This is a genomic window from Sulfitobacter sp. 1A10359 (assembly GCF_043558145.1).
In the GTDB taxonomy this organism is placed as follows: Bacteria; Pseudomonadota; Alphaproteobacteria; order Rhodobacterales; family Rhodobacteraceae; genus Sulfitobacter; species Sulfitobacter faviae.
The window spans coordinates 454,377-477,141 of sequence record NZ_JBIFGB010000002.1 but is presented as its reverse complement, the minus strand read 5'-3'; the positions used below and the strand labels follow the sequence as shown (position 1 = coordinate 477,141).

Below are 22,765 nucleotides of genomic sequence, written 5' to 3'. Positions count from 1 at the left end.
GCTGCGGCTATCTGCCGTGATAGTCCCGAAACCAAGCGACGAAACGCGCGATGCCTTCGTGAATGCCGGTCTGTGGGCGGTAGCCGGTGAGCCTATGTAGCAGGGTCGCATCGGCCCATGTGGCGGGGGCGTCACCCATCTGCATCCCCATGTAATTACGGACCGCCCGCTTGCCGAGCGCGGCTTCGATCGCCTCGACGAAATCCAGCAGGCGCACCTTTTCGGAATTGCCGATATTCACCACACGGTAGGGGGCCGCGGGGGAGAGCGAATCCCAGTCCGGCGGCGGTGGCGCCGTGCCCGGTTGCGGCGGGACGCAATCCATCAGCAGCCGGATGGCGCGCACCAGATCGTCGACGCAGGTGAAATCGCGGTACATCTCGCCGTGGTTGTAGATGTCGATCGGGCGGCCATCGAGGATCGCGTCGACGAATTTACTCAAGGCAAGGTCGGGCCGACCCCAAGGCCCGTAGACGGTGAAAAACCGAAACATCGTCGTCGGCAGACCCCAGAGATGCGCATAGGCATGGGCCATCCCCTCATTCGCCTTTTTCGTGGCGGCGTAGATCGACAGGGGCCGGTCGGTGGCCCCGGCCTCGGCGAAAGGCATATCGGTATTGGCCCCGTAGATTGACGAGGAGGAGGCCATGAGCAGGTGTTTCACCTCCAACCGCCGCGCGGCTTCCATCACGTTGAAGGTGCCGGTGATATTCGCCTCCAGAAAGGCGCGGGGGTGGTGGATGCTGTGACGCACGCCCGCCTGTGCGGCAAGGTGCACGATCATGTCGGGGGCAAAGTCATCGACCAGCGCGTCGAAGGTCTCGCGGTCTTCCAGCAGCGCTTCTTTGGTGGTGAAATGCTCATGCTGCAGCAGCATCGCATGGCGGCGTTGTTTCAGGGCGACATCGTAGTAATCGGTCATCCCGTCATAGCCCTGCACCCGCGCGCCTTCGGCCAGCAACAGCCGGGCAAGGTGAAAGCCGATGAAACCGCCCGTGCCGGTGACAAGTATCCTTTGCGTGCTGTCCATTCTGGCATCCTCGCTTTGCGCGGCTTGAGTTGCCTTTCCCATCGTCCTGGTGAAGGTTGGGCCGTGAATGCTAAAAATTTGGTTAAATTTGGGCCGGAAACTGCAAAGCATTGTCAGGCGGGCCAAAATCAAGTCGCGGCACGACGAAACGCTTCGCGGGCAGGGCGCGCGAAGGAGCATCACAGGGAAGGCGGCTCATGCCCAAGAACGTTCTTTTCATCATGTGCGACCAGCTTCGCTGGGATTACCTCTCCTGCACCGGCCATCCGCATCTGCAAACGCCGCATATCGATGCGTTGGCCGCGCGCGGGGTGCTTTTTGACCGCGCCTATGTGCAATCGCCGATTTGCGGCCCCTCGCGCATGTCGTTCTACACGGGCCGCTATGTCAGCTCGCATGGGTCGACTTGGAATGGCATCCCGCTGAAAGTGGGGGAGATGACGCTGGGCGACCACCTGCGCCCTTTGGGTGTGCGCACGGCGCTTTGCGGCAAGACCCATATGGCCGCCGATATCGAAGGGCTGCGCCGCCTTGGCCTAGCGCCCGACAGCGAGATTGGCGTGCTGATTTCGGAATGCGGGTTCGAACCCTATGAGCGGGACGACGGGCTGCACCCCGACGGCGGGCCCTACGCCCGCAACCCCGCCTATGACGCGCATATGAAGGACCGCGGGTGGCAGGATGAGAACCCGTGGCATTCCGTCGCCAACAGTGCCGAGGACGCAGAGGGCAATATCCTGAGTGGTTGGTTCCTGGACCACGCCGACAAACCGGCCCGCGCCGCGGATGAGGAGAGCGAGACGCCCTATATCACAGGCCGCGCCATCGATTTCATCCGCGAGGCCGGGGATCAGCCGTGGTGTCTGCACCTGAGCTATATCAAACCGCACTGGCCCTATATCGTCCCTGCGCCCTACCATGATCTCTACGGGCCCGAGAGCCATCTGGACCCGGTGCGCAGCGCGGCGGAGAAGCGCGACCCGCATCCCGTCTATGGCGCATTCATGCAGGAGCGCGTTTCCCAAGCCTTTTCCGATGACGCGACCCGAGGCCGGGTTCTGACTGCCTATATGGGGCTGATCAAACAGCTTGACGACCAGATCGGTCGGCTGATGGCGTTCCTGACCGAAGAGGGGGTCGCGGATGATACGATGATCGTCTTCACCTCGGATCACGGCGATTACCTTGGCGACCACTGGATGGGCGAGAAGGAGCTTTTTCACGACCCCTCCGCGCGCATCCCGATGATCGTCGTTGATCCCCGCCCCGAGGCCGATGCGACCCGCGGCGCAAAATCCTCGGCACTGGTCGAGGCGATCGACGTGGTGCCCACCATTCTTGATTATTTCGGCGGCGCCGCCGTGCCGCATATCATCGAAGGCCGATCCCTCTTGCCGCTGTTACATGGCAAGGCCGAGCGGTTGCGCGATTTCGTGGTCTCGGAATACGACTACGCGCAGCGCGACGTGCGCAAACGCTTGGGGGTCGAGGTGAAGGACGCCAAGCTGACGATGCTTTTCGACGGGCGGTGGAAATACGTCTTTGCCGAAGGGTTCCGCCCGATGCTGTTCGACCTTGAGAGCGATCCCGATGAGTTGGACGATCTGGGGGCCGACCCCGCCCATGCGCCGGAGCGCGCCCGGCTAGAGCAACTGCTGTTCCGCTGGGCGCGCCGCACCGCTCAGCGCACCACCATCTCCGACGCCAAGATCGCAGCCAGCGATGCCACGATGGGTGAGGCGACGGCGGGTATTCTGATCGGCTACCGGAATGAAGATGAGTTGCGCGAGGTTTTGGCGGCGGCGGGGAAAGGCGGCGAGGTGTGAGACATGGCCGCGTCGTTGATGACGAGGGGGCCTGGGTGGCTTTTAAGAGAAGCGCGCGCGAATAGTGGTTTCACCGGGGCAGCGGTATCGCGTAGCCGCTTATGTCGGGGATTGGAGGCGAGTACCGGAATCGAACCGGTGTACACGGATTTGCAATCCGCTGCGTAACCACTCCGCCAACTCGCCGACCGGTGGTTGGCGCACTGCTAACGGATCACGAAGGGGGCCGCAAGTCCCATATGCGCGCGAAAATGCGGTCAGGGCGTTGCCGCTGGCCCGGCAATGTGGCACATCACTCTTCAGACACCCTGAACGAATGAGTTTAGCTGATGAGTGATTTCGCCGCCCGCCGCGTAACCATGGTAGATACGCAGGTTCGTCCTTCGGATGTGACCAAGTTTCCAATCATCGACGCGATGCTGACCGTGCAGCGCGAAGACTTCGTGCCGGCGGCACAGCGCGAGGCTGCCTATCTGGGTGAAAACCTCGATCTGGGGCAGGATCGGGTGCTCCTCGACCCGCGAACATTGGCCAAGATGCTCGATCACCTCGACATCACCAATGAGGAACTCGTGCTCGATATCGGCTGCGCCATGGGCTATTCCAGCGCCGTGATCGCGCATATGGCCGAGGCCGTCGTCGCCGTTGAGGAAGACGAGGCCATGGCTGCCGAGGCGCAAGAGGCGCTGGCGCAGGCAGGCGCGGACAATGTGATCGTCCATGTCGCCCCGCTGACCGAAGGCGCGCCGCAGCATGGGCCCTATGATGTGGTCATCGTCCAAGGTGCGGTGGGTGAGCTGCCCGCAGCGCTGGTGGAACAGGTGAAAGAGGGCGGGCGGATCGCTTGTCTCTTTATGGATCGGGGTCTGGGCGAGGTGCGCGTGGGCTATAAACGCGGCGGTCAGGTGTCTTGGCGGCCCGAATTCAACGCCGGTGCGCCGGTGCTGCGTGGCTTTGAACGTCAGGCAGAATTCCAGCTGTAAGCGACAGGATGGCGCGCCGATCATACCGCGCGCCACTTCGCCTTCAGAGGAGGGGCACCCGCCCCGATCGGCCTACGGGCCGGTTAAAGGTCTAAAAAAGCCATTCAGGGGCATTGAGCCATGAGCGCGAACAGTTTCACGAAATCCCTCAAACGTTTTGCCATCGCCGTGCCGGTGAGCCTTGTCCTCGCCAGCGGCGCTGCCCTGCCGCGTGTGGCTGCTGCTGAAACATTGGCCGATGCGCTGGTGGGGGCCTATGAGCATTCCGGCCTGCTGGAGCAGAACCGCGCGCTTTTGCGTGCCGCCGATGAGGATGTGGCCGCGGCGAAGTCGACACTGAAACCTGTGCTGCGGTGGGCCGCCGGGCTGACGCAGAGCTTTGGCACCACGCGCAGTTCCTCTCTTCTGCCAGCCCAGTCGACGGAAAGCCTCAAGGCGTCGATCAGCCTGATTGGCGAATTGCTACTCTATGATTTCGGGGCAAGCGCCTATCGGGTGGAGGCGGCAAAAGAGACCGTGCTGGCCACCCGTCAGGCCTTGGTCAACCTAGAACAACAAGTCCTGCTGCGCGCGGTTGCGGCCTATATGGGCGTGATCGAAGCCTCGGAAACGGTCGAGCTGCGCAACAATAACCTGCGGCTGCTGACGCAGGAATTGCGCGCCGCGCGGGATCGTTTCGACGTGGGCGAAGTCACCCGCACCGATGTGGCCTTGGCCGAAGCGCAGCTTGCCAATGCCCGCAGCGGGCTGGCGGGCGCCGAAGGCGTGCTGCTGCGCGCGGTCGAGGAGTATCGCAATGCCGTGGGCCATGCCCCGGGCAACCTTAGCCAACCGCCGAGCCTGCCGAATGTCGGCGGCAACCTCGCCTCGGCCAAGGCTTTGGCCGTGCGCGCTCACCCGTCGATCATCGCCGCACAGCATCAGGTGGCGGCGGCCGATCTCAGCGTCGAAGCCAATGAGGCCGCCATGGCCCCGCGGATCACGCTGAACGGGCAATATGGGCTGAACGAGACTTTCGACAGCGAAGCCTATACCCGCAGCGGCAGCGTTGGGGTCGAGGTCGGTCAGACCATCTATCAGGGCGGGGCGCTGTCCTCGGCCGTGCGCAGCGCGATGGCCCAGCGAGACGCGCAGCGCGCGAACCTGCATGTGGTGCGCCAAGACGTCGAGCAGGAAGTGGGCAACGCCTATGCCGCGCTGGCCTCGGCGCGGGCGCAGTTGGAAGCCTCCGACCGGCAGATCAGGGCCGCGCGTATCGCCTTCCGCGGCGTCCGCGAGGAAGCCACCCTCGGCGCGCGTACCACATTGGACGTGCTGGACGCCGAACAATCCTTGCTGGATGCGGAATCGACCCGCGTATCGGCCCGTGCCAATCTCTATGTGGCGGCCTATTCCGTGCTGGCGGCCACGGGCCGCCTGACCGCGCAGGATCTGAAGCTTCCGGTGCAGATCTATGACGCGGGGGCCTATTACAACCTTGTTAAGGACGCTCCTGCTAAATACTCGAAAGAGGGCCAAGCGCTGGATCGAGTGCTGCGCGCGCTGCAAAAAGACTGACGGTTTGCGCGGTCGTTTGGCATTTTGCACCGCCCCATTGTGAGAATCCTCCCACGCGGTTAAGCTATCCGCGAGGCAAGAGTGGTAGAGAAATATGTCCGAACCCGTCACAAACGCGGAGGTGGAAGACGTCCTGTCGTCGATTCGCCGATTGGTGTCCGAAGACAAGCGTCCCCTGCAAACGTCCAACCCTACGCCGGTTTCCAAGTCGGAGGCTGCCGATTCTGCAAATGACACCGGTGCCGCGTTCAAAAGCATGCGGGGCGCATTGGACGAGCCGACATCGGATAGCGTGACCTCTGAGGATTTCACCCCGCACCTGTCGCTGCGCACAGCTTCGGGCGGCACGGCGCGTCCCGCTTCTGACGAGGGCGTCGGTGAAACACCCAAAGCCGCGCCGCAGCCGCTGAGCTTGACCCAAGCCATGCAGACCGAAGCGGAAGACAGTGTCGATGAGGCAGAGCGTCCATTCGTCTCGGCCCGTCACCCGGCGACCCCGCCTGCCGAGAAGGCTCCCGCGGCGTCGAGTGACCGGTTGGTGCTGACCCCCGCGCTTAGGGTCGCCACGTCGGATGGCGAGGATCGCCCAAAGGCCGCTGCTGTTGATCCGGCGAAGGTCTCGCCCTTGGACTATGACATGCTGCATGACGATCCGAGCGATTTGCATGCCGAGGACTATCGCACCCCCGCGTCTGAGACCGCGGATGAGGCCCGGGCCCGCGCCGTTTCCGACGCGGTGGCTAAGGCGACCGGGGCCAGCCGTAGCGACAAGCTGGCGGCGCTTGAGACCGCCATTGGCAAGATCTCTGACGATTGGGATCCGGACGCGCCCGGCGATAATGACTATTCCGGCACCGAACCTCCGGCGATGGAGTGGAAAGACGATGCGGAGCTTGACGCGCCAGAGGCCCCGATTGCCGATACGGCGACGGTAGAGGCTGAGACGCCAGCCCCAAACCGCCCGCAGCCCACGACACCGCAGCTCGAAGAGCAGGTGCGCCGTTTCGCCGACAGCGGCCCGCGTGTGGCCGATCCTGCCGCCACCGCGCCGGAATTCGACTATGCCGCCCCCGCGCAGGAGGCGGGCAGCGCGGGTGAGGATCAGTTCCTCGACGAGGAAGCACTGCGCGACATGGTGACCGAGATCGTCCGCGCCGAGCTTCAGGGGGCCTTGGGCGAGCGGATCACCCGCAATGTGCGCAAATTGGTCCGTCGCGAAATTCACCGCGCGCTGACGGCGCAAGACCTCGAATAAGCGAAGCGGCGGCACCCGCCGCCATGCCCGCCCTGCCAAGGTGACGCTGCGCGAGCCGCTTCGCGCGGTCTTGCGCGATAGGCGCTGCCCGCTACATTGGGGGCACCAGCGCGGAAGGATCACCGATGGAATTGACGGTTAACGGCACGGTCCACGAGGTGGACGTGGAAGACGACATGCCGCTGCTCTGGGTTTTGCGCGACGAGTTGGGGATCACCGGGCCGAAATACGGCTGCGGCATCGCGCAATGCGGGGCCTGTACGGTGCATGTCGATGGGCTGGCCGTGCGGTCTTGCCAATTGCGGGCGGCGGATGTGAACGGCGATGTCACCACCATCGAAGGCTTGGGCACGCCCGAAGCGCTGCATGTGGTGCAGGCGGCATGGGTGGAGCATCAGGTGGCGCAATGCGGTTACTGCCAATCGGGGCAGATCATGCAGGCGGCCTCATTTCTGGAGTTGAACCCCGAGCCGACCGACGATCAGATCGAAGCCGCGATGAGCGGGAACCTCTGCCGCTGCGGCACCTATCCGCGTATTCGCGCCGCCGTTCACAGCGCCGCCGCGCGGCTGCGGGGGGCCTGACATGTCGCGCCTGCGCACCATCACCCGCCGCAGTTTCATCGTCGGCTCCGCCGCCATTGCCGGGGGCGTGGCCTTTGGCACCTACCTGTACAAACGCGACCTGAAGAACCCGTTGCTCGCTGGTCTGCCACCCGGCGCGGCGGCGATCACGCCTTACGTCAAGATCGACGCGAGCGGCGTCACCCTGATCACCCCGCGCGCCGATGTGGGGCAGGGGGCCTATTCGATCCAAGCCCATATGATCGCCGAGGAATTGGATGTCGACCTCGACACGGTGCAGATCACGCCCGGGCCGCCCTCGCCGGTCTATTACAACGGCGTGGTCGGGGTTGAGGCGATGCCGATCGCCGCGACCTCGGAAACGCTGCTGGCGCGGACCGGGCGCGGCGCCTCGGATGTGGCGGGAAAGCTGCTCGGCCTGCAATTGACCGGCGGCAGTTCGACCGTGCCGGATATGTACGACCGGCTGCGCATGGCCGGGGCCGTGGCCCGCGAAACGCTGCTGGCCGCCGCCGTGGCGCAGACAGGGCTAGAGCGGAGCCAAATCAAGACCGAGGCGGGCGCGGTGGTGCTGCCCGACGGCATGCGGCTGGCCTATCAAGACCTCGCCGCAGCCGCGGCGGAGATCGACCCGGTGACCGAGGTCACGCTGCGCGACCCCGGCGCGTGGCGGCACCTTGGCAAGACGCAGATGCGCACCGATATCATGGCCAAATCCACTGGCACCCAGACCTATGGCATCGATATGATGATGGAGGGGATGCTTCACGCCACGACCCGCACCAACCCGGCGCAGGGCGGGGCGATCATGGGCTTTGACGCGGGCCGCGCCGAAAAGATGCGCGGCGTGAAGGCGGTCTTGCCCATCACCGGCGGTGTCGCGGTGGTGGCAGACAACACCTGGCGGGCCTTTCAGGCCGCGCAGGCGGTGAAATGTGATTGGGGCCCGTCGCCCTATATCGGCGACACGGCGGATCAATTCAAAGCCGTGGCGGCCTCCTTCACCGATGACCGGCAGGACAGCCGGTTTCGCGATGACGGCGATGTCACCGCAGCACTGGCCGATGGGGAGGTGTTGGAGGCCGAGTACCGCATCCCCTATCTGGCCCATGCCCCGCTGGAGCCGATGAGCGTGGTGGTGAAGCTGGAGAAGGCCCGCGTCGATATCTGGACCGGCACGCAGATCCCGCGTTTCATGCAGGCCAATGTCGCCGCGCTTACCGGGATCGACGCTGAGAATGTGCATATCCATGTGCTGATGTCAGGCGGCAGTTTCGGGCGGCGGCTTGAGGATGACTATACCCTGCGCGCCGTCGAAGTGGCGATGCAACTGCCCGGCACGCCGATCAAGATGGTCTGGTCGCGCGAGGAGGATTTCACCCATGACTTCCCCCGCCCGCTGGCCATGGCGCGGGCGCGGGGCAAAGTCTCGGAGGGGCAGATCGCGGCCTATGATCTGGCCATCGCGGCACCTTCGACGGCAGAATCGCAGATGGCGCGGTTGAACCAGCCGGTCTTCGGCCCCGACATCGCCATCGTGGCGGGCGCGTGGGATCAGCCCTTCGCGATCCCCGATTACCGCGTGACCGGCCACCGGGTGCCCGCAATGGTGCCGGTCAGCTCTTGGCGGTCGGTTGGGGCATCGGGCAACGGCTTCCTGCACGAAAGCTTCATGGATGAGATGTGCCATGCGGCGGGTGTCGACCCTTTGGAGGAACGGTTGCGCCTTTGCACCCATGCGCCCTCGCGCAAGGTGTTGAAGGCTGTGGGCGAAATGTCGGATTGGGGTGCGGACCTCGGGCCGGGGCGGGGCCGCGGGCTGGCCTTTTGCCTGTCCTTCGGCGTGCCGGTGGCCGAGGTGGTCGAGGTCAGCCAGACCGACGCGGGCCTCAAGATCGACCGCGTTTTCGTTGCCGCCGAAGTGGGCCGCGTGATGGATCCGGTGAACTTCGAGGCGCAACTCTCCGGCGCGGTGATCTGGGGTTTGGGCCATGCGATGAACTGCGAACTGACCTATCGCGACGGGGTGCCGCAGCAGGACAATTACCACCTCTACGAAGGGTTGCGGCTGTATCAGACGCCGAAGATCGAGGTGCGCGGGCTGGAGAATGGCGGCAAGCTGCGCGGCATTGGCGAGCCGGGCGTGCCGCCCGCCGCGCCTGCGCTGGCCAATGCAATCTTTGCCGCCACGGGCCAGCGGGTCCGTGAACTTCCCCTCTCCAAATCCGTGGATTTCGCATGAGATATCTATCGACCTGCGCAGCCCTCATGCTGGCCGTCCCCGCCTTTGCGCAGGAGGCGCCCGATCGCGCCGAGGGGCTGGCCGCTTGGGATCGGATTTTCACCGTCACCGCGCATCCGCGTTGCACCAATTGCCATGTCGGCGAAGAGGGTCAGCCGATGTGGCAGGGCTTGGGCTATGGGCCGGAGGCGGAGCACGGCATGAATGTGCGCGCGGGCGAGAGCCGGATCGGGGCCGAGAGCATCCCTTGCGACGCCTGCCACGTCACCTCTGCCGCCGCGAACACCGTGCCCCATGCCCCGCCGCATATCGACGATGCTTGGCGGCTGCCGCCGGTGGAATTGGCGTGGTTCGGCAAGTCCTCAGCCGAGGTCTGCATCCAGTTGCGCGACCCTGAGACCAATGACGGCCATGACATCGCCTCTCTGGTCGACCACCTGCAAAACTCGGCCTTCGTGAACTGGGGTTTCGCCCCCGGCGCGGGGCGATCGGTGCCCGAAGGGACGCTCGATGCGCTGGTGCATGACATGACGGTCTGGGGCGCTGCGGGCACGCCCTGCGCAGGGGATCAGGGCTGATCGCTCATCGCGCGGGCCAATCTGCGGATGCGCAACGCGCGGTTCAACTCACCGCCAAAAATCAGCACCAGTGCGGCAAGATACATGAAGTAAAGTGCCGCAATGATCCCCGCCATGCCCGCGTAATAGCTGGCATAGGTGCCAAAGCTGCGCAGGTAGGATGAGAACAGCACCGCCAGCACCGTCCAAGCAGCGGCGGTGGCGACAACCCCGGGCCAGATGTTGTTAAACCGCGTCCGCCGTGCGGGCAGGATCACATGGGCCGCAAAAAGCGCGACCAGCAGGATCGTGGCCGAGGCGGGAAAGCGGACCAGCCCCACGGTAACCGAGCGCGGATCGAAACCCGGCATCAACATATGCAGCCAAGACCCGGCCCGGGGGGCGAGCACCAACAGATAGCCCACGATCACGAGGATCAGGCTCGCCAGCAGCACCATGGCCACCTGCACCGCGTAGATCGTAAAGACCGACCGCGTCTCGCGTAGCCCATAGGCGCGGTTCAACCCCACGCGCACCCCATCGACCCCGCCCACGGCGAACCAAACGGTCAGCAGGATACCCACGCTCAGCAGATCGCCGCGCGGCACGGTCATGACCTTTTCCACCTCCGACACGATCGGCTCGATCAGGGCAGGGGGGACGATGGCGATCAGGAAATGGATCAGGTCGTCGGCCATCGACCGGTCGCCGACAAAGGCAGTGAGCGAACTGGTGAAGATCAGAAACGGAAAAATCGCCAGCAGCGCGCGAAAGGCCACATTTCCGGCCATCCCGAAAGCATCATCGCTCCACAGCCGCAGCACCGCCTCGTGCAGGACGGCCCGCACCACCCGCAGCCCGGTGCCGTGAAACAGATCCTCGGGGTCCTCGCTGAGAACACCGTGGGTCATGACGACCTCGCGCTTTTGGTCTTGGGCTGGTCTGGCGTCCATTCCAATGCCTCGTTTTCATCCCGTGAGGCTAAGCTAGTGCCCCTTGGGCCGGGCTGCCACCTTGATGACGGGCCAGTGGCAAGAGCAGGCTCATGTGATTGATCTTGCCAAAGGGGCATCGCTCCACTTGACGCTCAGGGAGCGATAAAATAGGAGAGGAGCCGTAGCGCGGGCGTTGTGTAATGGTAAGACCTCAGCCTTCCAAGCTGATGATACGGGTTCGATTCCCGTCGCCCGCTCCACTCTTTCCCCGAAGCTTTCATGACCGCCGCCGCGCGGGATAGATGCGCCCGCCGCTGTCTGTCGGGGGCGGCAGATTGTCCTTATCGGGGCGGTCTTGCTTGACCCCGCCCAGCCCCCGCGCCATGACCGATGTGGAAAGACAAAGGAAAGCCCATGGCACGCACCCCAGCCCCCGCACCAAGCGCCAAAGACGAACGCGAAAAGTCGCGGCGGATCGGGGCTTTGGCGGCGCTGATGCCCTTCATGGCGCCCTATCGCTGGCTGATGGCCGCCGCCGGGGCGGCACTGGTGCTGACCGCGATGATCTCGCTCACCTTGCCCTTGGCGGTCCGGCGGGTGATCGACAATTTCGGCACGGGGGAGAGCGAATTGCTCGATCTCTATTTCATCGCCGCTTTGTTGATCGCGGGGCTGCTCGCCCTTGGTACCGGGCTGCGCTATGCGCTGGTGACACGGCTGGGCGAACGGGTGGTGGCCGATATCCGGCGCGCGGTGTTCGACCGTGTCGTGGGCATGAGCCCCGCCTTTTATGAGCGTATCGTGACCGGTGAAGTGCTGAGCCGGATCACCACCGACACGACGCTGATCCTCTCGGTGATCGGCTCTTCGGTCTCGATCGCGCTGCGCAACCTGCTGATCTTTGTGGGCGGCTTGGGGCTGATGCTGCTGACCTCGGCCAAACTGACCGGGCTGGTGCTGCTGATCGTGCCCGCCGTGGTGATCCCCATCCTGACGCTGGGCCGCCGCCTGCGGGTGCTGAGCCGCGAGAACCAAGACTGGATCGCGGCGAGTTCCGGCAACGCCTCTGAAACGCTGGGCGCGGTCCAGACGGTGCAGGCGTTTACCCATGAAGCGGCGAGCCGGGGCCAATTCGCGCAGATGACCGAAGCCTCTTTCGATGCCGCGCAGCGCCGGATCAAAACCCGCGCCGTGATGACGATGATCGTGATCTTTCTGGTCTTCGCGGGGGTGGTGGGCGTGCTGTGGATCGGCGCGCGCGACGTGCGGGCGGATGTGATGAGCGCGGGCGCGCTGGTGCAATTCGTGATCTACGCGGTCATGGTCGCGGGCGCGGTCGCTGCCCTGTCAGAGATCTGGGGCGAGTTGCAGCGCGCCGCGGGCGCCACGGAGCGGCTGATCGACCTGTTGCAAAGCGAGGATACGGTGCAAGACCCGGCGCCCGCAAGCCAGAGCAGCCTGCCGCAGCCTGTCGCGGGCCGGATCGCATTTGAGAACGTGCAGTTCACCTATCCGGCGCGCCCCGATGTGGCGGCGCTTGATGGTGTCGACCTTGAGATCAACCCCGGCGAGACGGTGGCCTTTGTCGGCCCCTCGGGCGCGGGGAAGACGACGATCATCCAGATGATCCTGCGCTTTTATGACCCGCAGTCGGGGCAGATCACCTTGGATGGGGTCGACCTGCGTGACGTGGCGCGGGACCACTTCCGCCGTTCGGTCGCGCTGGTGCCGCAAGACCCGGTGATCTTTGCCGCCACGGCGGCTGAAAACATCCGTTTCGGACGCCCCGATGCCAGTGACGCCGAGGTCGAGGAAGCCGCCCGCGCCGCCGCCGCGCATGACTTCATCACCGCGCTGCCCGATGGCTATGACAGCTATCTGGGCGAGCGCGGCGTGATGCTGTCGGGCGGGCAGAAACAACGCATCGCCATCGCCCGCGCCATCCTGCGTGACGCGCCGGTTCTGCTGCTGGACGAGGCTACTTCGGCGTTGGATTCCGAGAGCGAAGGTCTGGTGCAGGCCGCCGTCGACCGGCTGAGCGCGGATCGCACGACGCTGATCGTGGCCCACCGTCTGGCCACCGTGAAAAAGGCCGACCGCATCGTGGTGATGGAGGCCGGGCGCATCGCGGCCATCGGCACCCACGACGAATTGGTCGCCAGTGACGGGCTTTATGCGCGCCTGGCGCGGCTTCAGTTCACCGATGGGGCCGCCGCCGCGGCCTGAGCCGCCCTTGAACAGTGCAACCCCGGCGTTACGTCACCCTAGTGTGACGTTGCGTTTGTTGCCGCCGATTGCTTGCGAAACGGCGCGTTTCGCCGCAATCTGGCGCGAGGAGAATAAGCCGGAACACCGGCACAGGGGAGGAGACACCATGACATTCGCCGGGATCGAAGACCGCAATGCCATCGCGGCGGAAATGCCGTGGGAAGACCGCGACGTGGCCAAGACGCTTTACGGAATGCTGAGCAATACGGCCGCGAAATTCCCCAACCATAATGCCGTCAGCTATCAGATTTTCTCGGGCCCAAAGGACAAGGCCGAAACGCTGTCTTGGAAAGAGTTGCATGGCCGCGTGACGCAGGCGGCGAACCTCTTCCGCAGCCTCGGCGTGGGTGAGAAGGACGTGGTGGCCTATGTGCTGCCCAACTGTAACGAGACGACGATCACCCTGTTGGGCGGTGCCGTGGCCGGGATCGTGAACCCGATCAATCCGCTGCTGGACGCCGAACAGATCGGTGCCATCCTGCGCGAAGTGGGCGCCTCCGTCGTCGTCACCCTGCGGCCTTTCCCCAAAACGGATGTGGCCCAAAAGACCGCCGAAGCGGTGCGGCTTGCGCCCAAGGTGCACACGGTGCTCGAGGTCGATCTGGTGCGCTATCTCACCCCGCCGAAAAGCTGGATCGTCCCGCTGGTGCGGCCTAAGGGGATGGTGAACAACCAAGCCAAATACCTCAACTTCAACGCGGAGATCGCCAAGCAGAACACCTCGCTCAACTTTGAGGACGTGCAAGAGGATCGCGTTGCCTGCTATTTCCACACTGGCGGCACCACCGGGATGCCAAAGGTGGCGCAACACAAATATTCCGGGCTGATCTACAACGGCTGGCTGGGGCACCGCCTGCTGTTCAGCGAGCAGGACAATATCATGTGTCCGCTGCCGCTGTTCCACGTCTTTGCTTGCCATGTGATCCTGATGGCCGCCGTGTCCTCGGGCGCGCATGTGGTCTTCCCCACGCCGCAGGGCTATCGCGGGGATGGGGTGTTCGATAACTTCTGGAAGCTGGTGGAGCGGTGGAAGATCACCTTTATCATCACCGTGCCCACGGCGATTTCGGCCAAGATGCAGCGCCCGATCGATGCGGATGTCAGCACGGTGAAAACCGCCTTTTCCGGCTCCGCCCCGCTGCCGCTGGAACTCTTCCGCCGGTTTGAGAAGGCCACTGGCGTCACGCTGGTCGAAGGCTATGGTCTGACCGAGGCGACCTGCCTTGTCTCTTGCAACCCGACGGACGGCATCAAGAAGGTCGGCTCCATCGGTATCGCTTTCCCCTATTCGGACGTGCGAATCATCAAGGGCACCGTGGATGGTCCGATCGACGCGGAGACGGATGAGATTGGCGAGATCTGCGTCTCGAACCCCGGCGTCTTCTCGGGCCATACCTATGTCGAGGAAGACAAGAACAAAGACCTCTTCTACCACGGCAAATACCTGCGCACCGGCGATCTGGGCCGGATCGACAGCGATGGCTATATCTGGATCACGGGCCGGGCCAAGGACCTGATCATTCGCGGCGGGCACAACATTGACCCCGCCGAAATCGAAGAGGCGCTGCTGGGCCATGAGGCCGTCGCCTTTGCGGGTGCCATCGGCCAGCCCGACCCCCACGCGGGCGAGGTGCCCTGCGCCTTTGTCGAACTCGTCGAGGGGGCCAATGTCACCGAAGAGGAACTGTTGGCCTATGCGCGCGAACATGTCGCGGAACGCGCAGCCCAGCCCAAGCACCTCAAGATCATGGACGAGCTGCCCAAGACGGCTGTTGGCAAGATCTTCAAACCCGATCTCCGCAAGGACGCGATCACGCGGGTCTATAATGGCAGCCTTGAAAAGGCGGGCTGTGCCGCGCGGGTAACCGAGGTGGTGGACGACAAGAAGCGTGGGTTGGTCGCGCAGGTCACGATGAACGACGCGACCCATGACGAGGTGTCAAAGGTGCTCAGCGTCTACACACGCCCTTGGGAACCGGTGAGCTAATCGACTCACACAAGAAAGGGCGGCACGCCGCCGCCCGTCCCCAAATCCCCTGATTGCAGCCCCGCTGCGTTGCGCCGATGCACATTTCCTGTGTATCAGCGCAAAAATTTTAGGCTGTTTACCTGTAGTTAGCCCCCGGCCTTTCGTTTCGGGCATAGCGCCTATGCAAATTCTGCGGGTTCAAAATAGGGTCAGAGCGTACTACTTCTGCATTGCAGCATTGATAATGCACTTGCAGCATTCTGAAAGGAGTTGCGCTTATGACGATGGCAATCTCACGTGGCACTACCCTGAGCTCCGCGCTCGATGGGCTTCATCACAGCGTTGACAGCATGCGCCGTCGCGTGGCCCAGATCAAGGCCCGGCGCGCAGCTTACAACCGAACCTTCACAGAACTCAACGTACTGAGCGATCGCGAACTGTCCGATATCGGCATCGCACGGTGCGAGATCCGGCGTGTGGCGTCGGAAGAACTTTCAAAGGAACAGACCTATGAAGTATGACAACACCCTATCCGCCCCGCACGGTTTCTCCCTGCGTGATGCGACCGCTCCGGTTCTCGGTGCGCTTGGCACCGCTGCGGGCAAGGTCGGCAACCTGCTGGCGCGTGGCGTCACCCAGATGCAGATCTCGCGCATGCAGGCCGTCCTCAACAGCATGAGCGACGCACAGCTTGAGCGTGCGGGCATCGACCGCGACCAAATTCCCCAGCACGCCCAAGCGCTGGTGACCGAAGAATACGACGGTCTCTAAGACACTGCGCTTATAGACCCTCAGCCATCAATGTCGCGCCTTACGCGCTGCATTGTCAGGTGCCAGACCCCGCTCCTTCCCGGGTTGATCTGACACCGCATATTAACGGTCCTCCTCCTCCCGGACCCGTTATACCGGCCGGCAAGCTTACCTCCTCCCAAGCTTGCCGGCCCATGCTTTCCACCGAACTATCAGGGCGCCGCCGTATCGAGCCAGAGGGTCACCGGCCCGTCGTTGACCAGCGCCACGGCCATATCCGCGCCGAACCGTCCGGTCTGCACGGGGATCTCGAGCCCGGCGAGGCTGCGGGCGAAATGGGAATAGAGCGCCTCGGCCTTCTCGGGCTTCGCTGCGCCGGAAAAGCCGGGGCGGTTGCCGCGCGAGGTATCGGCGGCGAGGGTGAACTGGCTCACCACCAAGGCGCCGCCACCGGTTTGGGCTAGGCTCAGGTTCATCTTGCCGCCATCGTCCTTGAACAGCCGCAGTTTGGAGATCTTCAAGGCCAGTTTCTCGGCGGTCTCTTCGGTGTCTTCGGGCATGGCGCAGACGAGGATCAGGAGGCCGGGGCCGATCTTGCCGATAACCTCGCCCTCGACCGTGACCGAAGCCTCGGTTACCCGTTGCAGCAATGCGCGCATGTCAGTTTTTCCAATCGATAATGTCAGAGGGGGCGGCACGTTCGGTGCGAAAGGCGTTCGCGGGATGCGTCTCATCGGCATAGCCGAAGGAGATCGCGCAGAGCACCAGCCGATCCTCGGGCAACGCTAGCACTTCGCGTACCAAGGGCGCATAGGCGGCGATGGCGGCCTGCGGGATGCTGGCCACGCCAAGCGCTGTCGCGGCGAGGGTGAAGGCGGTGACGAAGCCGCCGCAGTCCATCGCGCCATAGGGGCCAAGCTCGGCCGGGGCGGTCACGATGGCCACATGCGGCGCGTCGAAAAGCGCGTAGTTGCGCAGCATCTGCGCCTGACGCGCGGCGCGGTCGGATTTGGCGATGCCCACCGCGTCGTAAAGCTGGAAGCCACAGGTGCGGCGGCGTTCGGCATAGGCCCCGGAGTAGCCCGTGGGCCATGGCAGGTCCGGCGCGACCGGGGTGTCGGCGCTGGCGGCTTCAAGGAGGGCTGCGCGAAAGGCATCGGTGCCCGCGCCGCGCGTAATGGTCACCTGCCATGGCTGCGCATTGCACCACGAGGGCACATGGCGCGCGGCGCTGACGATCTGAGTGATGCTCTCTTTGGGGACGGGATCGGGCCGAAAGGCGCGGCAGGAATAGCGCGCCTGCAAAAGGTCGGTGAACTGGTCGTAAGTCTGGGTCATTGCTGGGCCATGAAATAGCCGACGATGGCGGCGGCGATCAGCCCCAGCACCACGGCAAAGGTGATCTTGATGGCGGAATAGGGGCGTTCGCCCTGCACCTTGCCGGAATGGCCGTTCACCACGAAACGATAGGTCTTGCCGCGGTATTTATAGGCGGCAAGCCAGACCGGCAGCAGGATATGTTTGAAGGTCACATCGCTGACTTGGGTATTGATGTCATGCACCCGCTGGCGGTCGCCGCCGATGTCGAACTTCACGTCCCGCTCGATCACCCGGTCCATATGGGCGCGGGCCTGAACAAAGCCTTCCTCCAGCGTGATGCCATATGCTTCGGCCCGGAAACCGGCGAGATATTCGGGCGCATAGGGCTCCAGCGCCGAGAGGTCCCAAGGGTGCAGCGCGTCGGTGTGTTTCTTGGGCAGCGACCGGGAGGCCAGCACCAGTACGTCGTCAAAGAAGCGTGCCACCCGCCCCGAAGCGGCCCGCCAGCGGATTTTCGGCACTTGCTGCTTCACCCGCTTGCCATCGCGCATGACGGTGCGGGTGACGTAATAGACGGTTCCACGCTCCCCGCGATAGCTGGAGGCGGTCTGTGCGTCATAGGTCCAGAAGGGCACATAGATGCCCTGCATCCGGCGGCCCTTGCGGGCATATTGTTGCAGCCCGTTGGGGGCGAACCAAAGGCTGCCGAGCCAGTCTTTCATCGCGTCGCGGGCGCGTTCTTCGGGCAGGGCGAAGGGCAGCACGGCGCGGGGTTTGATATGGCGGTTGGTGCCGGTGTCGATCACCACGGGCGTCGCGCAGAAAGGGCATTCGGCGGCGTGTTTGCCGGGCTCGAATTCCACCTGCGCTGCGCAGTTGGGGCAGGTGGTGACGCGGGTCTCTTCCATCTCAGCGGCGGGCAGGGCGGCCTGCAATCCAGCGCGAAAGTCCTGTTCGGCGATGGCATGGGCGTGGCGCCCGTTGCCGTCGATCGGCTCCACATTGCCGCAGTGATCGCAGATCAGCAGCGCCTGCGCCGGGTCAAAGCGCATGTCCGACCCGCAGGTGTCGCAGGGGAAACGGTGCTCTTCAAGCGGGGCGGCGGGGGGCAGATCGGTGGCGGACATAAGGGGTGCTTTGCAAGGTCAATCGCGGCGGAGCGGATGGGGGTGGCCCGTGGACCTGAGGGGCCACGGGCGGGACGCGCGAAGGCCTTTTGCCCACGCGCCTGCGGATCAAGCCGGGGGCGGCGGCGGTGGCGGGGGCATCACGGTGAAAAGCTGCGCCAATTCGGCCACATCCTCGGCCCGCTGCCAGCCATCTTGGCCCGGCGTCCAAACCAGAGACTCGCGGGTAAGGCTGCCCTCACTCGCCTTGCGGCCCATGGCCGCCTTGGAAAACGGGCCTGAGGTCGCGCCGTCCTTGGCGATATGCCAGACCTTTTCGACCGGCGGCGGGGGTGGCGGCACCGGTGCGGCGGCGGTGGGGGCAGGGCGCGCGCCCCAAGGGCCGGCCTGCGCGGTGGCGGCTTGGGCCATGCTCATCCCCAGCCCCGCGCCGAGGCCCGTTTGCATCGCGGCCCCGCCCGCACCTTCGCGGCCAAGCGCCTCAGCCGCTTGGAATTGCATGTACTCGTTGAGGTTGCCGACCACGCCCATCGAAGTGCGTTTGTCCATCACCGCCTCGACCGCGGGCGGCAGGGAGATATTCTCGATATAAAGCTCGGGCATCGCCAGCCCGTATTCTGCAATCTGTGCGGCGATATCCTTGCCCACCAGCTGCCCCAACTCGCGCGTGTTGGCGGCCATGTCGAGCACCGGGATGCCAGAGGAGGCGAGCGTGCGCGAGAAAGCCTGAACAATGATGTTGCGGATCTGGAACGAGATTTCGTCCATGGTGAACTCACCATCGGTGCCAACAATCTCGGTCAGGAACTTCGCGGGGTCGCTCACCCGCACGGAATAGGTGCCATAGGCGCGCAGGCGCACCGGGCCAAACTCAGGGTCGCGGGCGATGATCGGGTTCTTGGTGCCCCATTTCAGGTCGTTGAAGCGGGTCGTATTGACGAAATAGATCTCGGATTTGAACGGGCTGCGAAAGCCGTGATCCCAGTGTTGCAGGGTCGTCATGATCGGCATGTTGTTGGTCTCAAGCATATAGAGACCGGGGGTGAAGACATCCGCCAACTGCCCCTCATGCACAAAAACCGCCGCTTGCCCCTCACGCACCGTCAGCTTGGCGCCGTATTTGATCTCATGACCCTCACGCTCGAACCGCCAAACCATCGTATCGCGGGTGTCGTCGGTCCAATGGATGACGTCGATGAACTGGCCAGAGAGGAAATCGAAAATACCCATGGGGATGGTCCTTATTCTTTCGTCGTAATGCTGCGTTACACCGGCCCGTCCGTCAACTCGCGCGCGATGATCCGGGTGATCGGGTTGACCTGCTCTGCCGTCATGCCGGGGCGCAGGCGCCGGTCGTAGAGCATCTTGAGCAGGAGTTCGTCGTGTTTGGTAAGCAGCGCGAATTCGTCGTCGTCGTTAAAGATCGACGGGCGCGCGGCGGGGCTATCATTGGCAAGTCCCAGACCCTGCGCCAATTCCTCATGGATGCAGGAGAGCCGCAGCAGTTCAGGATTTTCCGAGCGGATCACGGCCACAGCGGCGGTATAGACGTTGGGGTTGTCGCCCGCAGCATAGGCGGCCACGGCGCAATAGGTGTCGCGCCGCATGTTGCGCATGGCCCGCAGGGAGGATTTGCTCACGCCCGCGACCTCTTCCGCCGCTTGGGCCAGCGCATCGACGCGGTCATCTTCCGAGGCCACGACCACCATGAAATTCGGCCTGTCGCCGATTGAGACCGAATGCCCGGTCACCCGCGCCAAACGGCGGGCGAAGGCGTTGATCTTAGCGGTGTCGGATCGGCGCTGCGAGGGCGGTACGCTGTCGCCAAAGATGATCTGCATCCGCACCGGCGCATCCCAACGGCGCAGCGGGCTGGCACCGCCTTGGCCTGAAAAATTGCCGTCATATTCGTTATATAGCGCGATCTGCTCAAAGTTGCGCGCCAGCATTTCGCTGGTAAAGGGTGTGTCCTCTCCGCCCCCGTCTTGGCGCAGCAGATCTTGGCCCAACTGCGCCTTTTCGACCTGATGCAGATAGCTGCGCAGCATGGCGCTTTTTTGCGAGGTCGGTTTCGCCACCGCTGCCGGGGAAGGGGTGGCGGCGGCAGGGCGGGCCTGCGGTTTGGCGACCTTTTGCAAGACGGGCGCAGGTTCGGCGCAGGCCAAGAGCAGCGTGCTCAGCGCGAGCGCCCCTGCGGCGCGCAGATTTCTGCGCAGACGTCCTTGCATGGCCTGTTCCCTCACGTCGGTCTTAGCTTGGCACCGCGCCGCCGGTGGTATCGCCCAACCCCGTTTCGCGGGCCTTGGCGGCGGCGAGCGTGTCGCGCAGGCGGCCTTCCATCTCCTGCAACTCTTTCTCGGCATTGGCGCGTTTCGCCTTGCCCTCATCCGCGATTTGCAGGGATTCCTCAATGGTGCCGATCAGGTCTTCATTGGCCTGTTTCACCGCCTCGATGTCGAAGACGCCGCGCTCCATCTCTTGACGGATCACCTTGTTGCTGTCGCGCAGGTTCTTCGCGTTGGAGGTGAGCAATTCATTGGTCAGGTCATTGGCCTCGCGCACCGCATTTGCCGCCTCGCCGCTGCGCTGGATGGTGACGGCCTGCGCCAATTGCGTCTCCCACAGGGGCACGGTGTTGACCAAGGTCGAGTTGATCTTGGTCACAAGGCTCTTGTCATTCTCCTGCACCAGACGGATCGAGGGCAGCGATTGCATGGTGACCTGCCGCGTCAGTTTCAGATCATGCACCCGACGTTCCAGATCATCACGGGCGGCACGCAGATCGCGCAGCTCCTGCGCGCGCATCACCTGATCGTCCTCGCCCGCCTTATCCAGCGCGGTCTGTTTGGCGGGGATGGTCTTGTGATCCAACTCTTCGATCTTGGCCTCACCGGCAGAGATATAAAGCGCCAGTTCGTCGTAGAATTGCAGCGTCTTTTCATAAAGCAGGTCGAGCGATTTGATGTCTTTCAACAGCGTATGCTCATGCGCCAGCAGGTTGTCGGTGATCCGGTCGATCTGGCCCTGCACCTCTTCGAAACGGGCGGTGAACTTGGCAAAGGGCGTGGCACGGCCCAGCAGTTTCTCCCACCAGCTTTGCTTGCGCCGCACGTCCAATTCCGAGACCGAGAAGCCGCGGATCGCGCTGACCATGGTGCGCAGGCTGTCGCCCGCGGGGCCAACATCCTTGTTACGCACATCCGCCAGCATGGATTGGCTGATCTCTTGCAACTCGGCCTGCGCGGCAGAGCCGAAGCTGACGATGGACTGGGTATCGGTCACGTCGATCTCGGCCATGCGCTTTTGGATTTCCGCGCTCTGTTCGGGATCGGCTTTGTTCAGCGGCACGATGGCATTGGCATCCGCCGGTTCCGGCAAGACGGTTGCGTTCACTTCTTCCACCAACCCTTGCGATTGGGCAGCTTTGTCACGGAGGGCATCGGTCATCACTGATCTTCCTTAGTATTTGCAGGGGTGGGTTGCTCCAGTCGGACACCCTCGCGAGAGAGGCGCGCCCGCAGCACGTCGATTTCCACGTTTAAATCGCTGCGGTCGTCTAGCAGCGACTTGGCCGTGCGCGCGGCGAAGTTCTGATCCAGATCGTCCAGCAAGGCGAGGTAGTCATCGCGTGCTTGGGTGTCTTGGTTGCGGGCATAGAGGTCGGCGAATTTCACCGTCGCATCATGCGCCCCGCGCAGATAGACGACAAGGTATTTGCGAGCGGCGGTCAGGTCGCGGGGGTCTTCCTCGACGGTGCGGATCAAATGGCGGGCGGTTTCTTGAAACTCGGCCAGCCGCGCTTCGGCGCGGCGGTCGCCCGCGCGCAGGATCGCTTGGCTCATGCCCGAGAGCAGTTTTTCGGCCTCATCCACCACCCGGGCGACGCGGTCTTGCTGGAAGGTGTCGATGCCCTCCATGCCCTTGTTCTGTAGCGGGTCGATGCCGAATGCGGCGAGGTGCAGCGCAGTGGCGGCGATGCCATAGAGCAAGGCCGCGGCGAGACTGGGATCGTTGCTATAAGCGGCGAGGGCCGCGCCCGCACCGGCCAAGAGGGCCGCGATGAACTTGCGCGGCAGGACGGGGCGGCGGGCGACTTTGCGCTCGTGGTATTCCGCCTCGGCCAAAAGGCCATCGCGCAGCAACCAGACGCCCGAAGCCAGCAGGAACGCGCCACCAAGGCCTAGCACCAGCGTGCCTGCTCCCCCGATGAGCGAGGTTGCCGCCAAGAGCACCGGCGGCAGGAACATCAGGTTCACCCGACCGCCCGCCGGATCGACGCGCAGGCGCGCGGTTTTGCGCGGGGCGCTGCCGGGGGCGGCATCGGTGTCGGGGCTATATTTGCCGCCAAAGCGTTGCGCCATA

20 protein-coding genes and 2 tRNA genes are annotated in these 22,765 nt (G+C 64.1%); 12 read left to right on the top strand and 10 right to left on the bottom strand.

Translation table 11 applies throughout. From position 1 onward, the window contains the following. Positions 1-7: 7 nt before the first annotated feature. Entirely contained in the window at positions 8-1,030 is a 1,023-nt protein-coding gene (locus ACGYK2_RS06615; protein WP_271687999.1) for an NAD-dependent epimerase/dehydratase family protein, read from the bottom strand. Positions 1,031-1,227: 197 nt separating this feature from the next. On the opposite strand from ACGYK2_RS06615, the gene ACGYK2_RS06610 reads away from it, so the two are divergent. Further along, positions 1,228-2,856, top strand: coding sequence for an alkaline phosphatase family protein (locus ACGYK2_RS06610; protein ID WP_271687998.1), 1,629 nt, complete (start codon positions 1,228-1,230; stop codon positions 2,854-2,856). 112 nt (positions 2,857-2,968) lie between these two features. Here the strand turns inward: ACGYK2_RS06610 and ACGYK2_RS06605 are convergent. Beyond that, a tRNA-Cys gene (locus ACGYK2_RS06605) sits at positions 2,969-3,042 on the bottom strand. A 143-nt stretch (positions 3,043-3,185) separates the two neighbouring features. On the opposite strand from ACGYK2_RS06605, the gene ACGYK2_RS06600 reads away from it, so the two are divergent. The 6 genes from ACGYK2_RS06600 (at position 3,186) to ACGYK2_RS06575 (ending at position 10,055) form a co-directional block, all read left to right on the top strand. Continuing rightward, positions 3,186-3,839 (top strand): protein-L-isoaspartate O-methyltransferase, encoded by a 654-nt coding sequence (locus ACGYK2_RS06600; protein WP_271687992.1) that lies wholly within the window; start codon positions 3,186-3,188, stop codon positions 3,837-3,839. Positions 3,840-3,959: 120 nt separating this feature from the next. Continuing rightward, on the top strand, positions 3,960-5,396 hold the full coding sequence (locus ACGYK2_RS06595) for a TolC family outer membrane protein (protein ID WP_271687991.1): 1,437 nt from the start codon (positions 3,960-3,962) through the stop codon (positions 5,394-5,396). Between the two features lie 94 nt (positions 5,397-5,490). Further along, entirely contained in the window at positions 5,491-6,651 is a 1,161-nt protein-coding gene (locus tag ACGYK2_RS06590; protein WP_271687990.1) for a hypothetical protein, read from the top strand. Positions 6,652-6,776: 125 nt separating this feature from the next. Continuing rightward, the gene (locus tag ACGYK2_RS06585) at positions 6,777-7,235 is read left to right on the top strand and encodes a (2Fe-2S)-binding protein (protein WP_271687989.1); all 459 of its coding nucleotides are present in this window, start codon (positions 6,777-6,779) and stop codon (positions 7,233-7,235) included. A 1-nt stretch (position 7,236) separates the two neighbouring features. Beyond that, the gene (locus ACGYK2_RS06580) at positions 7,237-9,477 is read left to right on the top strand and encodes a molybdopterin cofactor-binding domain-containing protein (protein WP_271687988.1); all 2,241 of its coding nucleotides are present in this window, start codon (positions 7,237-7,239) and stop codon (positions 9,475-9,477) included. Then, positions 9,474-10,055, top strand: coding sequence for a hypothetical protein (locus tag ACGYK2_RS06575; protein WP_271687986.1), 582 nt, complete (start codon positions 9,474-9,476; stop codon positions 10,053-10,055). The genes ACGYK2_RS06580 and ACGYK2_RS06575 overlap by 4 nt, the downstream gene beginning before the upstream one ends. On the opposite strand, the gene ACGYK2_RS06570 is transcribed toward ACGYK2_RS06575, so the two are convergent. After that, on the bottom strand, positions 10,046-10,987 hold the full coding sequence (locus tag ACGYK2_RS06570; protein WP_067267703.1) for a YihY/virulence factor BrkB family protein: 942 nt from the start codon (positions 10,985-10,987) through the stop codon (positions 10,046-10,048). The genes ACGYK2_RS06575 and ACGYK2_RS06570 overlap by 10 nt on opposite strands. 168 nt (positions 10,988-11,155) lie before the next feature. Here ACGYK2_RS06570 and ACGYK2_RS06565 point away from each other — a divergent pair. The 5 genes from ACGYK2_RS06565 to ACGYK2_RS06545 all read left to right on the top strand — a co-directional run bounded on the left by ACGYK2_RS06565 (position 11,156) and on the right by ACGYK2_RS06545 (position 15,977). Further along, a tRNA-Gly gene (locus ACGYK2_RS06565) sits at positions 11,156-11,229 on the top strand. Positions 11,230-11,383: 154 nt separating this feature from the next. After that, positions 11,384-13,195 carry an ABC transporter transmembrane domain-containing protein gene (locus ACGYK2_RS06560; protein ID WP_271687985.1) on the top strand — a complete coding sequence of 604 codons (1,812 nt, stop codon included), beginning with the start codon at positions 11,384-11,386 and terminating at the stop codon, positions 13,193-13,195. 148 nt (positions 13,196-13,343) lie between these two features. After that, entirely contained in the window at positions 13,344-15,224 is a 1,881-nt protein-coding gene (locus ACGYK2_RS06555; RefSeq protein WP_271687984.1) for an acyl-CoA synthetase, read from the top strand. 260 nt (positions 15,225-15,484) lie between these two features. Continuing rightward, entirely contained in the window at positions 15,485-15,727 is a 243-nt protein-coding gene (locus ACGYK2_RS06550; protein WP_271687983.1) for a DUF1127 domain-containing protein, read from the top strand. Next, entirely contained in the window at positions 15,717-15,977 is a 261-nt protein-coding gene (locus ACGYK2_RS06545) for a hypothetical protein (RefSeq protein ID WP_271687982.1), read from the top strand. The genes ACGYK2_RS06550 and ACGYK2_RS06545 overlap by 11 nt, the downstream gene beginning before the upstream one ends. A gap of 191 nt (positions 15,978-16,168) precedes the next feature. Here the strand turns inward: ACGYK2_RS06545 and dtd are convergent, their stop codons facing one another. The 7 genes from dtd to ACGYK2_RS06510 all read right to left on the bottom strand — a co-directional run bounded on the left by dtd (position 16,169) and on the right by ACGYK2_RS06510 (position 22,764). Continuing rightward, positions 16,169-16,615 (bottom strand): D-aminoacyl-tRNA deacylase, encoded by a 447-nt coding sequence (gene dtd, locus ACGYK2_RS06540; protein ID WP_271687981.1) that lies wholly within the window; start codon positions 16,613-16,615, stop codon positions 16,169-16,171. A 1-nt stretch (position 16,616) separates the two neighbouring features. Continuing rightward, the gene (locus ACGYK2_RS06535) at positions 16,617-17,294 is read right to left on the bottom strand and encodes a nitroreductase (protein WP_271687979.1); all 678 of its coding nucleotides are present in this window, start codon (positions 17,292-17,294) and stop codon (positions 16,617-16,619) included. Next, positions 17,291-18,403 carry a TFIIB-type zinc finger domain-containing protein gene (locus tag ACGYK2_RS06530; RefSeq protein WP_271687977.1) on the bottom strand — a complete coding sequence of 371 codons (1,113 nt, stop codon included), beginning with the start codon at positions 18,401-18,403 and terminating at the stop codon, positions 17,291-17,293. The genes ACGYK2_RS06535 and ACGYK2_RS06530 overlap by 4 nt, the downstream gene beginning before the upstream one ends. A gap of 108 nt (positions 18,404-18,511) precedes the next feature. Next, positions 18,512-19,633, bottom strand: coding sequence for an SPFH domain-containing protein (locus ACGYK2_RS06525; protein WP_271687976.1), 1,122 nt, complete (start codon positions 19,631-19,633; stop codon positions 18,512-18,514). A 35-nt stretch (positions 19,634-19,668) separates the two neighbouring features. Then, complete coding sequence (locus ACGYK2_RS06520) at positions 19,669-20,631, bottom strand: DUF2927 domain-containing protein (protein WP_271687975.1); 963 nt, start codon at positions 20,629-20,631, stop codon at positions 19,669-19,671. Between the two features lie 22 nt (positions 20,632-20,653). Beyond that, the gene (locus ACGYK2_RS06515) at positions 20,654-21,850 is read right to left on the bottom strand and encodes a toxic anion resistance protein (RefSeq protein ID WP_271687974.1); all 1,197 of its coding nucleotides are present in this window, start codon (positions 21,848-21,850) and stop codon (positions 20,654-20,656) included. Next, positions 21,850-22,764, bottom strand: coding sequence for a 5-bromo-4-chloroindolyl phosphate hydrolysis family protein (locus tag ACGYK2_RS06510; protein WP_271687973.1), 915 nt, complete (start codon positions 22,762-22,764; stop codon positions 21,850-21,852). Before ACGYK2_RS06510 ends, ACGYK2_RS06515 begins: the two co-directional genes overlap by 1 nt. Position 22,765 lies beyond the last annotated feature (1 nt).

What these genes read in the sequence shown, in the direction of transcription:
- ACGYK2_RS06615 (WP_271687999.1), bottom strand. Translation starts at nt 1,030, where the DNA reads ATGGACAGCACGCAAAGGATACTTGTCACCGGCACGGGCGGTTTCATC.
- ACGYK2_RS06610 (WP_271687998.1), top strand. Translation starts at nt 1,228, where the DNA reads ATGCCCAAGAACGTTCTTTTCATCATGTGCGACCAGCTTCGCTGGGAT.
- ACGYK2_RS06600 (WP_271687992.1), top strand. Translation starts at nt 3,186, where the DNA reads ATGAGTGATTTCGCCGCCCGCCGCGTAACCATGGTAGATACGCAGGTT.
- ACGYK2_RS06595 (WP_271687991.1), top strand. Translation starts at nt 3,960, where the DNA reads ATGAGCGCGAACAGTTTCACGAAATCCCTCAAACGTTTTGCCATCGCC.
- ACGYK2_RS06590 (WP_271687990.1), top strand. Translation starts at nt 5,491, where the DNA reads ATGTCCGAACCCGTCACAAACGCGGAGGTGGAAGACGTCCTGTCGTCG.
- ACGYK2_RS06585 (WP_271687989.1), top strand. Translation starts at nt 6,777, where the DNA reads ATGGAATTGACGGTTAACGGCACGGTCCACGAGGTGGACGTGGAAGAC.
- ACGYK2_RS06580 (WP_271687988.1), top strand. Translation starts at nt 7,237, where the DNA reads ATGTCGCGCCTGCGCACCATCACCCGCCGCAGTTTCATCGTCGGCTCC.
- ACGYK2_RS06575 (WP_271687986.1), top strand. Translation starts at nt 9,474, where the DNA reads ATGAGATATCTATCGACCTGCGCAGCCCTCATGCTGGCCGTCCCCGCC.
- ACGYK2_RS06570 (WP_067267703.1), bottom strand. Translation starts at nt 10,987, where the DNA reads ATGGACGCCAGACCAGCCCAAGACCAAAAGCGCGAGGTCGTCATGACC.
- ACGYK2_RS06560 (WP_271687985.1), top strand. Translation starts at nt 11,384, where the DNA reads ATGGCACGCACCCCAGCCCCCGCACCAAGCGCCAAAGACGAACGCGAA.
- ACGYK2_RS06555 (WP_271687984.1), top strand. Translation starts at nt 13,344, where the DNA reads ATGACATTCGCCGGGATCGAAGACCGCAATGCCATCGCGGCGGAAATG.
- ACGYK2_RS06550 (WP_271687983.1), top strand. Translation starts at nt 15,485, where the DNA reads ATGACGATGGCAATCTCACGTGGCACTACCCTGAGCTCCGCGCTCGAT.
- ACGYK2_RS06545 (WP_271687982.1), top strand. Translation starts at nt 15,717, where the DNA reads ATGAAGTATGACAACACCCTATCCGCCCCGCACGGTTTCTCCCTGCGT.
- dtd (WP_271687981.1), bottom strand. Translation starts at nt 16,615, where the DNA reads ATGCGCGCATTGCTGCAACGGGTAACCGAGGCTTCGGTCACGGTCGAG.
- ACGYK2_RS06535 (WP_271687979.1), bottom strand. Translation starts at nt 17,294, where the DNA reads ATGACCCAGACTTACGACCAGTTCACCGACCTTTTGCAGGCGCGCTAT.
- ACGYK2_RS06530 (WP_271687977.1), bottom strand. Translation starts at nt 18,403, where the DNA reads ATGTCCGCCACCGATCTGCCCCCCGCCGCCCCGCTTGAAGAGCACCGT.
- ACGYK2_RS06525 (WP_271687976.1), bottom strand. Translation starts at nt 19,633, where the DNA reads ATGGGTATTTTCGATTTCCTCTCTGGCCAGTTCATCGACGTCATCCAT.
- ACGYK2_RS06520 (WP_271687975.1), bottom strand. Translation starts at nt 20,631, where the DNA reads ATGCAAGGACGTCTGCGCAGAAATCTGCGCGCCGCAGGGGCGCTCGCG.
- ACGYK2_RS06515 (WP_271687974.1), bottom strand. Translation starts at nt 21,850, where the DNA reads ATGACCGATGCCCTCCGTGACAAAGCTGCCCAATCGCAAGGGTTGGTG.
- ACGYK2_RS06510 (WP_271687973.1), bottom strand. Translation starts at nt 22,764, where the DNA reads ATGGCGCAACGCTTTGGCGGCAAATATAGCCCCGACACCGATGCCGCC.